This is a genomic window from Streptomyces sp. NPDC058308 (assembly GCF_042880275.1).
Taxonomy (GTDB): domain Bacteria; phylum Actinomycetota; class Actinomycetes; order Streptomycetales; family Streptomycetaceae; genus Streptomyces.
The window spans coordinates 634,596-647,691 of the sequence record NZ_JBHVZA010000001.1 but is presented as its reverse complement, the minus strand read 5'-3'; the positions used below and the strand labels follow the sequence as shown (position 1 = coordinate 647,691).

The 13,096-nt window shown below is 71.8% G+C and carries 10 protein-coding genes and 1 pseudogene; 5 read left to right on the top strand and 6 right to left on the bottom strand.

Translation table 11 applies throughout. The features are described from left to right. The 6 genes and pseudogenes from ACFVYL_RS02520 to ACFVYL_RS02495 form a co-directional block, all read right to left on the bottom strand. Positions 1-223 (bottom strand): annotated as a pseudogene (locus ACFVYL_RS02520) (hypothetical protein); the annotation flags it as partial. Further along, entirely contained in the window at positions 216-1,052 is an 837-nt protein-coding gene (locus tag ACFVYL_RS02515; protein ID WP_389712422.1) for a PhzF family phenazine biosynthesis isomerase, read from the bottom strand. The pseudogene ACFVYL_RS02520 and the gene ACFVYL_RS02515, both read right to left, overlap by 8 nt. A gap of 316 nt (positions 1,053-1,368) precedes the next feature. Then, positions 1,369-2,544 (bottom strand): 3-deoxy-7-phosphoheptulonate synthase, encoded by a 1,176-nt coding sequence (locus ACFVYL_RS02510; RefSeq protein WP_389712421.1) that lies wholly within the window; start codon positions 2,542-2,544, stop codon positions 1,369-1,371. Between the two features lie 429 nt (positions 2,545-2,973). Beyond that, a complete protein-coding gene (locus ACFVYL_RS02505) occupies positions 2,974-4,245 on the bottom strand; it encodes an NAD(P)/FAD-dependent oxidoreductase (RefSeq protein WP_389712420.1) in 1,272 nt (423 codons plus the stop codon). Beyond that, complete coding sequence (locus tag ACFVYL_RS02500; RefSeq protein ID WP_389712419.1) at positions 4,245-4,568, bottom strand: 2Fe-2S iron-sulfur cluster-binding protein; 324 nt, start codon at positions 4,566-4,568, stop codon at positions 4,245-4,247. Before ACFVYL_RS02500 ends, ACFVYL_RS02505 begins: the two co-directional genes overlap by 1 nt. Positions 4,569-4,834: 266 nt before the next feature. Beyond that, positions 4,835-5,755: a LysR family transcriptional regulator gene (locus tag ACFVYL_RS02495; RefSeq protein WP_389712418.1), complete on the bottom strand. Its 921-nt coding sequence runs from the start codon at positions 5,753-5,755 to the stop codon at positions 4,835-4,837. 268 nt (positions 5,756-6,023) lie between these two features. On the opposite strand from ACFVYL_RS02495, the gene ACFVYL_RS02490 reads away from it, so the two are divergent. The 5 genes from ACFVYL_RS02490 (at position 6,024) to ACFVYL_RS02470 (ending at position 13,059) form a co-directional block, all read left to right on the top strand. Next, positions 6,024-7,325, top strand: a complete 1,302-nt coding sequence (locus ACFVYL_RS02490) for a cytochrome ubiquinol oxidase subunit I (RefSeq protein WP_389712417.1) — start codon at positions 6,024-6,026, stop codon at positions 7,323-7,325. Positions 7,326-7,386: 61 nt separating this feature from the next. Further along, a complete protein-coding gene (cydB, locus tag ACFVYL_RS02485) occupies positions 7,387-8,409 on the top strand; it encodes a cytochrome d ubiquinol oxidase subunit II (protein WP_389712416.1) in 1,023 nt (340 codons plus the stop codon). Positions 8,410-8,440: 31 nt separating this feature from the next. Beyond that, on the top strand, positions 8,441-10,147 hold the full coding sequence (gene cydD / locus ACFVYL_RS02480; RefSeq protein ID WP_389712415.1) for a thiol reductant ABC exporter subunit CydD: 1,707 nt from the start codon (positions 8,441-8,443) through the stop codon (positions 10,145-10,147). Continuing rightward, entirely contained in the window at positions 10,144-11,886 is a 1,743-nt protein-coding gene (cydC, locus tag ACFVYL_RS02475; RefSeq protein ID WP_389712414.1) for a thiol reductant ABC exporter subunit CydC, read from the top strand. Before cydD ends, cydC begins: the two co-directional genes overlap by 4 nt. 174 nt (positions 11,887-12,060) lie before the next feature. After that, the gene (locus ACFVYL_RS02470) at positions 12,061-13,059 is read left to right on the top strand and encodes a TIGR03842 family LLM class F420-dependent oxidoreductase (protein WP_389712413.1); all 999 of its coding nucleotides are present in this window, start codon (positions 12,061-12,063) and stop codon (positions 13,057-13,059) included. Positions 13,060-13,096 lie beyond the last annotated feature (37 nt).

Here is a 13,096-nt window from a genome sequence, read left to right as displayed (position 1 = left end):
GGGCGTCGGCGGTGGCCAGGGCCAGGGCGCGGGGTTCGCGTACGCCCTGGGCGGTGGCGGTCTCCAGCCAGGTCCTGAGCAGGGCCATCGGTTCGGCGGGCGGGGTGCGGAACTGGGGGAAGTCCACGTCCAGGGTGCCGGTCAGGGTCTCCGAACGCCGCGGTGTGCTCGCGCCGCCTGCGGGCGCGGTCCGCGTCCCGTTCGGCTGGGCCAGGTCAGACATGCATCCGTCCTTCGATCGTGACGACGCCGTGGCCCGAGACGTCGACGGAGTCGACGCGGTCGCCCTCGCCGTGGACCAGCGCGCTCATGGGGGAGGGGCGGCCGATCTCGATGCCCTGGGTGATCTCGATGCGCTGCCCGTACGAGGCGAGGCCGTGGCGGGCGATGTGGATGGCGATGGGACCGGCGACGGAGCCGGTGGCGGCGTCCTCCACGACCCCGTACGCGGGCGAGAACATGCGGTTGCGCCAGACGGTCCCGGAGCCGGCGATGCAGTTCGTCGCCATGTCGGGGAAGCTCGCGAGGGCGCGGTGGTCGGGGTCCACCTTCGACAGGGCCTCGAAGCTCTCGAAGCCGACGAGGACGTGGCGCGGGCCGTTGCGGTAGATCTCCACCGGGAGCGTCGACTCACGCACGCCCAGCGCCTCCAGGAGCTCGTCGGCGCGGTCGAAGGGCTCCCACACGGGCACCGGCTGGCGCATGCTCGTCGAGACGACCTTCCCGTCGACGCGCTGCAGCTCGAAGGGGATCACGCCCATGGCGGTCTCGATCCGCAGCTGGCCGGCGTCGGTGCGCTGCCCCAGCGCTATGGCGGTGCCGAGCAACGGGTGCCCCGCGAAGGGCAGTTCGTTGACGGGCGTGAAGATCCGTACGTGTACGTCTCCGCCCTGCTTCGGGCCGAGCACGAACGTCGTCTCCGAGAGGTTCATCTCCCGGGCGATGCGCTGCATCTGCTCGGCGCTCAGGTCGTCGCTGTCGAAGAACACCGCGACCGGGTTTCCGGTGAGGGGCTCTCGAGCGAAGGCGTCGACGACTACGTAGTTGTGCATCTTGATTCTGTTCTCCCACTCGTCTCTGGTGGTGCCTGTACTGCCGTGACCTGCCGGACGCGGGACGGGGGGCCGGGCCGGCGCTCGGGGGAGGGCGCCGGCCCGGCGGTCCATCGGGGGCGGTGGTTCCGGGGCCGGGACAGGTCGGGCGGATGCGGGGGGCGTGGGCCGGACTGCGCTGTCCGGCCGGTCGCTGCCCACGATGCGCCGTCCTTCTTTGGTCAGGACGGATTCCGACTGGAATCGCCCCGGAACCCCTGGAAACCACCAGGTCACCCGCCCGTTCGACCGCGAAAGGGCGGTACGTGGCGGACGGTCAGGCGGGCCAGGCGGAGACGGTGGTCAGGGCCTGGGTGGGGTTGAGGCGGGGGTCGCAGCAGGAGGTGTAGCGCTCGCCCACGGTGTCCAGGTCGGCTTCGGTGGTGGCGCATTCGGTGACGTCGTCGGGGGTGGTCTCCAGGTGGAGTCCGCCGGCCACGCCGCCGGCCGCGCGGACCGCTTCGACGAAGCCGGTGATCTCGCGCGAGACGGTGTCCACCAGGCGGGTCTTGTAGCCGCCGGGGGCGGTGACGGTGTTGCCGTGCACCGGGTCGCTGAGCCAGATCGCGGGGTGGCCGGCCTCGCGCACGGCCTCCACCAGGCGCGGCAGGCGCTCGGCGACGGCGTCGGCGCCCATCCGGGCGATCAGGGTGAGCCGGCCCGGATCGCGCCAGGGGTCCAGCCGCTCGCACAGCGCCAGGAGTTCGGCCGGTTCCATGGCGGGGCCGACCTTGCAGGCCACCGGGTTGCTGACCTCGGCCAGCAGCGCCACGTGGGCGCCCTCGACCTGGCGGGTGCGCTCACCGATCCAGGGCCAGTGCGTCGAGCCCAGGAACAGCCGGCCCTTGTCGTCGGTGCGCAGCATCGGCGTCTCGTAATCAAGGAGCAACGCCTCATGGCTCGTCCACACCACCGGGCCCACGACGTCGCGGCCCGCGTTCCTGTCGCGCCAGCCCAGGCGTTCGACGATGTCACCGGCCGCCATGTATCCCGTGATGATGCGCAGCGGGTCGGGGCGGCGGCTCTCGGCGTCGGGTTCGGGGCCGTTGACCATGTGGCCGCGGAAGACGGGCAGTTCGACGCCGTCGACGATCTCGGTGGGCTTGGAGCGGGGTTTGGCGAACTGGCCCGCGATGCGGCCCACCCGCAGCACCGGCTTGCCGGTGATCAACCCGAGCGAGCCGGCAAGGAGGTCAAGCAGGGCGGCCTTGCGGGCCACGTGGCGGGGGGTGCACTCCTGGGGGTCCTCGGCGCAGTCGCCGGACTGCAGGACCATCGCCTCGCCGGCGGCGACCTTGCCGAGCAGGGTGCGCAGGGTGGCCAGGTCGTCGCCCTGGACCAGCGGGGGGCGGGCGGCCAGGGCCTCCCCGACCCGGTTCAGCTGCGAAAGGTCGCTCCAATCGGGTTGCTGCAATGCCCCGCGGATACGAATCTCCCGTATAACGTCATCCATGACGTACTCCGATCCAGCGGTAATCGAGTGATACTCAGGTGGGAATGCAGATGCGCTTTATCCCTGCTTTAGAAATGCAAAAACCCTGACCCGCGACGGAAATGGGCATGGGTGTCCCCTCGGTGAATGGTGAGGAAAATGCGGAGGTGGGGGGGGGCAGGCGACAGGCGTCGAAAGCCCCCGTTGGCCTTGAGCGATCCTGCCCGATTCAACGAAGCAAATCAACACCGTTCCAGTGTTTTGCTACTGAACCTAATTCATCATGCAACTTCTTCGGGGGCATACTGGGGCCGCCGCAGTGCAAAAATTTAAACATCGGCAGGGCGAGTACCAGTGATTTCCCGCCACTTCCCGCCGTAATTCATTGCCGCGCATCAGCGCGCGACGGGAATCGGAACAGAGAATTCCAGTCGCGCGCTCACGTCGCCGTCAGAGCGGAACCGGCACCTCCGTTCCGCCCCTGAGCAGGCTCCGCAGGTGCTCCTTCAGGGTGAACCCCGGCGCCGAGGCGGCCTCGGGCGTCAGGGTGGTGCCCTGCGTCAGGAGCCGCCGGGCCGCGAGGTGGTCGGTGGGACGGTTGACCGACTCGACCGCCTGAAGGTCGTCCCCGCGGAAGAGGAGGACCGAGAACGCGTCGGGGTCGTCGCCGAGCACCACCTCGGTCTCGTGCCCCTCGTCGAAGCCCGCGATCTGCACGGTCGTGGCGAACTGATCGCTCCAGAACCAGGGCAGTTCGTCGTAGCCGTGGGGCTCACCGGTCAGCCGCCGGGCGACAGACTGGGCGTGGCCGACGGCGTTCTGTACGGATTCGAGCCGCCGCCTGTTGCCGGAGCGCACCTGGGGGAACGCCGCGCAGTCACCGATGGCCGAGATGTGCTGATCATCGGTCAGCAGGCGGGAGTCGACGACGATGCCGCCGTCCACCGGCAGGCCGGCCGCGGCGGCCAGCTCCGTGCGCGGAATCACACCGACGCCGATCAGGACGAGATCGGCGGGCAGGTGGCTGCCGTCGGCCAGCTCCACCGCCGTCACGCCCGAACGGCCGTCGCCGTGCAGCGCCGTGACGCCCTGGCCGAACAGCAGCTCGGTGCCCGCGTCCTGGTGCAGCCGCGTGAAGTGCTCCGCGGTCGGCGCCGAGACGACCCGGGCGAGCGGGCGGTCGAGTGCCTCGACGACCGTCACCTCGACGCCCGCCTCCCGTGCCACGGCGGCGAATTCGAGGCCGATGAACCCGGCCCCCACCACCACCGCCCGGCGGGCCCCGGCGAGCGAGGCCTGCAGCGCGACGGCGTCCCGCGAGGTGCGCAGGGTGTGCACGCCGCGCAGTCCGGCGCCCGGCACGGTGAGCGTGCGGGGCTGCGCGCCGGTGGCAAGGACGAGGTGGCCGTAGCCGTACGCGGAGCCGTCGGCGAGGCGTACCGTGCGCCCGGCCGGGTCGATCTCCGTGACGGTGCCCGCGACCAGGTCGATCGACTGGCGCACGTAGTACGTCGCGGGCCGCAGCCACAGCTGGGACTCGTCCGCCTCGCCCTTGAGGTAGGCCTTGGACAGCGGCGGACGCTCGTAGGGGAGCGCGTCCTCGGCGCTGATGAGCGTGATGTCTCCCGAGTAGCCGTGCTCCCGCAGGGACGCCGCCGTCTGGTAGCCGCCCTGGCCGGCTCCGACCACGACGACGGACTCGGGGGTCGTGCTGTCCGTCATCAGTTCTGCCGCTCGGGGAGGTGCACGATCAGGCCGTCCAGCGCGTCGCACGACTTGAGCTGGCAGCTGAGCCGGCTGTTGGGCTTGCGCGGGCAGGCCGTGAAGTCGAGCATCTCGTCCTCCCGCTCCTTCGGCGGCTCCAGCTTGTCGAGGGTGGTCTCGTCCACGTAGACGTGGCAGGTGGCGCACTGCATGTTGCCGCCGCACTGGGCGACGATGCCGTCGATGTCGTTGAACACGGCGCCGCGCATGACGCTCGTGCCCTCCGGGACGTCGATCGACGTCTCGTTCCCGTTGATGGCGACATACGTGATTTTGGGCATGACGGAGCTCCTCGATGGCATCCGGACGCGCGCGGGGGCGCGCCGTGGCGCGGATGCCTGGCAAGTGGAAAGACGGTAGGTGGAGATGGCGCGGCCCGGCGGTCGGCGGGGGAAACGGCACCCCGGTCAACTCGCCATCACCAGCTGGCCGTTCGGACACGCGACGTCCTGGGCCAGGGATAAGGCAGCGCTGCGGAGCGTACCAGACCACTTCCGGCCAGACCAGGAGCCGATGGCCAGGACCTGTCCGCCGGACCGTCAGGCTCTTATGGCCTGCGCCCGCGGCGGGGGTCGGGCAGGCGGTGCGTCATGAAGGGTCTGCTGGTGGTGAACTCCCGGAATTTCACGGCGGCGTCGGACAGGTAGGTGTCGCGGTTCCACACCAGGGTGAGCACGCGGTGGCAGTCCGGCGCGTTGAGGTGCACCCAGGCGACCGGGACCTGGGAATCCGTGCCCGCCTGGCGGGAGATGGCCGGGATGAGTCCGATGCCGAGGCCCGCGCTGATCATGTCCTGGCTGGCCCCCGGCTCGTCGCCCTCGCAGGACAGCAGCGGCGTGAGCCCCTCGGACGCGAACAGCCGGTCCAGGAGGGTGCGTTGCCAGTGTCCCGGCCGGGTCGTGACGAAGGGCTCCGCGGCGATCTCACGGATCGTCACACTCTCCTGCCCGTCGAGCCAGTGGCCGCGCGGCACGGCGAGCAGCACCTCCTCGCGGGCGAGTTCGACCGAGTCGAGGTTCGTGCCGGCCAGCGGCTGCGAGGCGACGCAGAAGTCGACCTCCCTGGCGCGCAGCTGGCGGTCCATCTCCTCCGCGTTGGACTGGTAGAGCCTGACGTCGGCGCGGGGGTAGGCGGCCCGGAAGCTGCCGAGGAGATGGGTGATCGTCAGGAGGGTCTCGGAGGCGACGCTGACCCGGCCCAGAGCCGTGTCGCGGGCGTCGCTCAGGGCCCTGCGGGCGTCGTCGAGCTCGCTGAGGGCGCGGTCGACGTGGCGCAGGAACACCGCGCCGTACTGGTTGAGCCGGATGCGGCGGCCCTGCCGGTCGAAGAGCGGGACGCCGAGCTCGGTCTCCAGGCGCGCGATGGTGCGGCTCAGCGAGGGCTGGGCGACGCGCAGCTCCTCCGCGGCGCGGCTGATGTGCTCGAAACGGGCGACTGCCTGGAAGTAGCGCAACTGCAGAAGATCCATGCTCCACCTTCACTTATGCCTTCCGGGACATCTTCACATGGCAAAACCGGTCTTGGAATGCATAAGGAATCCTCCCTACGGTCTTCATCGAGGTCACCGCACAGGTGGCGGGCAAACGGCGCCCGGCACCTGCACACGCGAAGCGGCGGCCCCGCACCCGCCCACCGTCTCCCACCGGAAACCGTCCACCGCCCCGACGACACCGTGCTCCCCACCGAACCCCCTCAGCCGTCCCAACCGGCCACCGTCCCCCCAGGAAGGTCGCATCATGAGCGCTGCGGATCTGGCCCGACTCCAGTTCGCGGCCACGACCGGCATCCACTGGCTGTTCGTGATCCTCACCATGGGACTCGTCCCCATCGTGGCGATCATGCACACCCGGGCCGCGTTCACCCGTGATCCCGCCCAGCGAGCAGTCCGGGAGCGGATGACCCGCTTCTGGGGTCAGCTCTACGTCATCAACTACGCGGTCGGCATCGTCACCGGCCTCGTCATGGAGTTCCAGTTCGGGCTCAGCTGGAGCGGCCTCAGCAAGTTCGCGGGCAACGTCTTCGGCGCCCCGCTGGCTCTCGAAACCCTCATCGCCTTCTTCGCCGAGTCCACGTTCCTCGGCATGTGGATCTTCGGCTGGGGCCGCCTGCGCAGGGGTGTGCACGTCACGCTCATCTGGCTGGTCGCCCTGACCGCGTACGCCTCCGGCTACTGGATCCTGATCGCCAACGGCTTCATGCAGCACCCGGTCGGCTACGAAGTGCGCGACGGAGCGGCCTACCTGACCGACTTCGCGGCACTGCTCACCAACTCCAACGCCCTGGTCGCTCTCCTGCACCTCTCGCTGGGCGCCCTGACGACGGGCGGCTGTTTCGTCGCCGGCATCAGCGCCTACCACTTCCTGCGGCACACCGAGGAGCGGGAGCTCTTCCGTACCTCCATGAAGCTGGGGCTGTGGGTCTCGACGGTCGCCTCGTTCTTCGTCGTGGTCGTCGGCGAGATGCAGCGGCCCATCATCGAGCGCACCCAGCCCATGAAGGACGCGGTCCTGGAGAACAGCGGCGTCGCCGAGCTGCAGGCCCAACTCGTCAAGGAGCACGGTCCCGGCAACTACGTGCCGTGGCAGGACACGATGCGGATCTCGATGGACACCATGTCCCTCATCGGCAACACCGTGTCCACCATCACCGCCATCGCCCTCATCCTTCTGTGGAAGGACCGGCTGATGCGCTGGCGGTGGGCCTCGTGGGTGGTCGTGTGGATGATCCCGTTCCCCTTCATCGCCTCCGTCGGCGGCTGGATCGTCCGTGAGGTGGGGCGCCAGCCCTGGCTCGTCTACGGCCAGCTGACGGTCGAGGACGCGCTCTCCAACGTCGGGAAGACCTCGCTGCTCCTGTCCTGCACGCTGTTCATCGCGATCTTCCTCGCCCTGGCCGTGACGAACTGGACCCTGATCACCCGCTTCGCCCTGCGCGGCCCCGACGCCACCCAGCTCGGCCTCACCGAGCCGCTCCCGGACGACGTGCCCGACGGGCCGGAAGGCAGCGCCGACGAGAAGCAGCCGGTGCCCGTCTTCTGAGCCGGGCCCACCCGGCACCCCCCGACATGTCCTCCCCTGCTGTAACGGAAAGTTGAGCGAGATGAGTCTCGAGACCGTCTGGCTGGCCCTCCTGGGCCTGCTGCTCGCCGGGTACTTCGTACTCGGCGGCTACGACTACGGCGCACAGATGCTGCACCCCTTCCTCGGCCGAGACGGAGCGGAGGAGAAGCGCACCAGCGGGAACGCCGCCCTCGACGCCATAGCGCCGTTCTTCCTGGGCAACGAGGTCTGGCTGGTCGCCTTCGCGGGCGTCCTGTTCGGAGCCTTCCCGCACCTGGAAGGCACCCTCCTGTCCGGCCTGTACCCGCTGATCGTGGCGATCCTTGCAGGACTGGTCCTCGGCAACGCCGCGGTCCAGCTGCGCCGCCGCTCCCACAGTGCGCGCGGCCGCCGTATGTGGGACGTCCTGATCGTGGTCGGCGGCACCGTCCCCGCCATCTGCTGGGGCCTCGTGGTGGGGCTGATGCTGCACGGCGTGCCCCGCCGCGCCGACGGCAGCTTCCACATCGGGTTCGGCGAGGTGTTCGCGCCGTTCGTGCTGGTCTGTGGCGCCGCCGCCGTGCTGCTCTTCGCCGCGCACGGCGCGACCTTCGTCGCACTGCGCTCGGAGCCCGCCATCGCGGCCAGGGCGCGGCAGTTGGGCGCCAAGCTGATCGGCGGCGCCGCCGCCGTGGGCGCCCTCGCGCTGCTCCTCACCCTCTTCGGCGAGGGCGCCTCGATGACGAACCGCGCGACCTCGGCGGTCATCACCGCCCTGTTCGTCGCGGCGCTCGTCGCCGGCTGGTGGTACCTCACCCGCGGGCGCAACGTCCTGGCGTTCGTCGCCACCTGCTGCGCGACCGCGCTCCCGGTGCTGCTCCTGGGGGCCGGCCACTACCCGTACCTCCTGATCACCGGCGCCGGCGCCGGCCTGGACATCGACCACGCCATCACCGACGACGCCACCTTGAAGATCCTGAGCGGCTTCGGGGTCCTGGTGATCCCGACGATCCTCGCCTACCAGTTCTGGAGCTGGTGGGCCTTCCGGGGGCGGACGGGCCAACGCCACCCCAGCTACTTCTGACCCCCGGAACGCGACGAGAGGTACCCCCACGATGAAGCCCGTCGAACGCCGTCTGATGCGGGAAATCCCAGTGCTGCGGCGCCACCTGACGTACTCCTCGGTCCTGGCCCTGGCGGGCGCCGGGCTCATCGTCACCCAGGCGGTCCTGCTCGCGACGGTCCTCGCGGACGGCTTCGCCGACCGTTCGGTCCGCCTCGGGCCCCTGGCCGCGCTGGCCGCCGTCATGGCACTGCGCGCCCTGCTGGCCTGGCTCCGCGGCGTGCTCGCGCAGCGCGCCGCGGCCGACGCCAAGCGCACCCTGCGGGACCGGATCACCGGACGGCTGCAGCACACCAACCCGCTGCGGCTCGCCTCCCGCCGCCACGGTGAGACGGCCACCCTGCTCACCCGTGGCCTCGACGCCCTCGACCCGTACGTCGTCGGCTATCTGCCCACGATGGCGGCCACCGCGGTGGTCCCCCTCACGGTGGTCGCCGCCGTGTGGTGGACCGACTGGACCTCGGCGCTCATCATCGTCATCACCCTGCCGCTGATCCCCGTGTTCGGCGCGCTCGTCGGCCTGCACACCGCTCAGCGCACCGCCCGCCAATGGCGGTTGCTCTCCCGCCTCGGCGGACACTTCCTGGACGTGGTGGCCGGACTGCCCACCCTGCGCGCGTTCGGCCGCGAGCGGCACCAGACCACGGTGGTGCGCGAGATGGCCGACGCCCACCGGCGCGCGACCATGCGCACCCTGCGCGTGGCGTTCCTCTCCTCCCTGGTCCTGGAGACCGTCGCCACCCTCTCCGTGGCCCTGGTCGCCGTCCCGGTCGGGCTGCGGCTGCTGCACGGCGAAGTGGACCTGCACACCGCTCTGATCGTCCTGTTCCTCGCCCCCGAGGCGTATCTCCCGCTGCGCGCCATGGGCGGGGCCTTCCACGACAGCGCCGAGGGCATCGCCGTGGCCGAGCGCGTCTTCACCACCCTCGACGAGGAGGAGGCGTCCCCGGCGCCCGCCGAGCCCGCCCCCGCCCCCGACGCCCGCACCGCGGCACTGCGCCTCGACGACGTCACCGTCCAGTACCCCGACCGGGCCGCGGCCGCCCTGCGCCACGTCTCCCTGAGCATCGCCCCCGGCGAGCACATCGCCCTGATCGGCCCCAGCGGCGCGGGCAAGTCCACCCTGCTCTCGCTGCTCCTCGGCTTCGTCGCCCCCACCTCGGGGCGGGTCACGGCCGACGGCACCGACCTCGCCGCCCTCGACCCCGACGACTGGTGCGCCCAGGTCGCCTGGGTGCCCCAGCGCCCGCACCTGATCGCCGCCTCCGTCGCCGACAACATCCGCCTCGGACGCCCCGGCGCGAGCGACGCGGAGGTGCGGGAAGCGGCCCGCAACGCCTCGGCCGACCTCTTCGTCGACGAGCTGCCCCAGGCGTACGACACCCTGCTCGGCGAGCACGGCGCCGGGCTCTCCGCGGGCCAGCGCCAGCGGATCGCCCTGGCCCGCGCCTTCCTCAAGGACGCCCCCGTCCTGCTCCTGGACGAACCGACCGCCCACCTCGACCCCGAGAGCGAGGCAGCCGTCACCCGCGCCACCGTCGCCCTGATGCGCGGCCGCACCTCGATCGTGGTGGCGCACCGCACGAGCCTGCTGCCGCACGCCGACCGGATCATCACGGTACGGGCGGGCGCCATCGCCCCGCCGCCCCTGCCCGCCCACCCCGAACCGGCACCCACGGAAAGCCTGGTGGCCTCATGACCCCGCACACCGAGGCCGCCGCCCGCGGGCCCCGCCCCACCGTCCGCCTCCTGCACCACCTCCTGCCGTACTGGCGCAGGCTGCTGCCCGCCGCTCTCGCCGCGGCCGGCAGCGAGCTCGCCGCCGCCGCGCTGATGGCCACCGCCGCCTGGCTGATCACCCGCGCCGCCGAACAGCCGCCCCTGGCCGCGGTGAGCGTCGCGATCGTCGCCGTCCGCGCCCTGGCCCTGGGACGCGGCGCGCTGCGCTACATCGACCGGCTCCTCGGCCACGACGGCGTGCTGCGGGCCGTCGCGGGCTTCCGCGCCCGGGTGTACGAGGCGCTGGTGCCGCTCGCCCCCGCAGGCACCCCCGCCTTCCGCAGCGGCGACCTGCTGACCCGGCTCGTCGACGACGTCGACGCGGCCCAGGACCTGCTCCTTCGGGTGATGATCCCGGCCACGGCGGCCTTCGTGGTCGCCGCGACCGCCACCGGCACGGTCCTGCTGCTCCTGCCGGAGGCCGGCCTGCTGCTCGGTGCCCTGCTGATCGTGGCGGGACTCCTCGTGCCCGCCCTCGTCCTCGTCCTGTCCCGGCGCGCGGGCCGCGCGGAGAAGGCCGCCCGCGCCGAACTCGCCGCCGTCACCGTCGACCTGACCCAGGGGGCCGCGGACCTCGCCGCGTACGGCGCCCGGGGCCGCACCCACGACCGGGCGCGCGGTGTCGCCGCCCGCATCGCCCGCCTTGAGCGCCAGAAGGCCCTGACGACCTCGCTCGCCCAGGCCGTGGTGCTCGTGCTGCAGGGCGCGGCGACGGTCGGCGTCACCTGGCTCGCGCTGCGCGCCCACGCGGCGGGCGACCTGCCCGCCGTGCAGCTCACCGTCCTCGCGGTCCTCGCCCTCGTCTCCTTCGAGGCCCTCGCGCCGCTGCCCGCGGCGGCCCGGCGCTTCGCCGACGTGCGCGCCTCGGCGCAGCGGCTCGCCGACCTCTTCGACACCCCGGCGCCCGTCGCCGACCCCGCCGAACCGGCCGCGCTGCCCGCCGGGGGCCCGCTCGACGTGGACATCAGCGACCTGCGGGTGCGTCACCTCCCGGACGGGCCCCCGGCCCTGGACGGGGTGAGCCTGCGGGTGCCGCGCGGTCAGCGCGTGGTGCTCCTCGGCGCCAGCGGGTCCGGCAAGTCGACGCTGATCGCGGCGCTCATGCGGTTCGTCCCCTACGAGGCGGGCAGCATCCGCGTCGGCGGGCGCGAACTGAGCGACTGCGCGGGCGCCGACGCCCGCCGCGCGATCACCGGCATGACCCAGGACGCGCACGTCTTCCACGCAGGCATCCGCGCCAACCTGATCCTGGCCCGCCCCGACGCCACCGACGCGCAGCTGCGCGACGCGGCCCGCCGGGCCCGGATCCTGGACTGGATCGAGTCGCTGCCGGACGGCTGGGACACCGTGCTCGGCGGGGACGGCGCCACGATGTCGGGCGGCCAGCGCCAACGCCTGCTCCTTGCCCGCGCGTTGCTCGCCGACCCGCCGGTACTCGTCCTTGACGAACCCACCGAGGGCCTCGACCCCGACACGGCCGCCGCGGTGCTCGCCGACATCCTCGACGCCACCCGCGGCCGCACCACGCTCCTGGTCACGCACGAGCGGGCGGGCCTCGCCGCCGCCGACCGGATCCTCACCCTGGACCGGGGCCGGATCCGTTCGATCAGCCACGAGGACCTCGAGGTCGTCACGGACGGCCTGGCCCTGGCGCTCTGACCCCCTGATGTGACCCTCCGACGCCTGATCCGAGGACCGGACGTCCGCCGTGTCCCTCTTGCCAAGCCCCGGCAACAAGCCGAGGATTGTCCCTCCCCGGGCGGCTTCCTCGGAGGCTTCCGGGACGTCATTCGACCTGTGTGACCTGTGTGACCTGCGTGAGGAGCCGGGGCCATGGATTTCGGACTCGTACTGCAGACCGACCCGCCGGCGTCGGAGGTCGTCGGCCTCATGCGGCGCGCGGAGCGGGCCGGCTTCCGCTACGGCTGGACCTTCGACTCCTCCGTCCTGTGGCAGGAGCCGTTCGTCATCTACAGCCGCATCCTGGAACACACGACGCGGCTCACCGTCGGCCCCATGGTCACCAACCCGGGCACCAGGACCTGGGAAGTCACCGCCTCCACCTTCGCCACCCTCAACGACATGTACGGCAACCGCACCGTGTGCGGCATCGGGCGCGGCGACTCCGCGATGCGCGTCGCCGGGCGCAAGCCCAACACCCTCGCCCGCCTCGGCGAGGCGATCGACGTCATCCGTGACCTCGCCGAGGGCCGCGAGGCGGACGTCGGAGGGCAGACACTGCGGCTGCCGTGGGTGCGGGACGGGAAGCTGCCCGTGTGGATGGCGGCGTACGGGCCGAAGGCGCTCGCACTCGCCGGGCAGAAGGCCGACGGGTTCATCCTGCAGCTCGCCGACCCGTATCTGACGGAGTGGATGATCAGGGCCGTACGGGACGCGGCCGCCGACGCCGGGCGCGATCCCGCGGACGTCAAGATCTGCGTGGCCGCGCCCGCCTACGTCGGCGACGACCTCGCGCACGCCCGCGAGCAGTGCCGCTGGTTCGGCGGCATGGTCGGCAACCACGTCGCCGATCTGGTCGCCAGGTACGGCGAGCACTCCTCGATGGTCCCCGAGGCCCTCACCGCGTACATCAAGGCCCGCGAGGGATACGACTACAGCCACCACGGCCGGACCGGGAACCCCGACACCGCCTTCGTGCCCGACGAGATCGTCGACCGGTTCTGTCTCCTCGGGACCGTCGAGTCCCATCTCGAACGGCTGCGGGAACTGCGGGAGTTGGGCGTCGACCAGTTCGCGGTGTACGCGATGCACGACGCGCGGGAGGACGTCATCGACGCGTACGGCTCGGCGGTGGTTCCGGCGCTCTCCTGACCTTCGTCGAGGGCACCCCGCGCCGGACCGTCCGAAG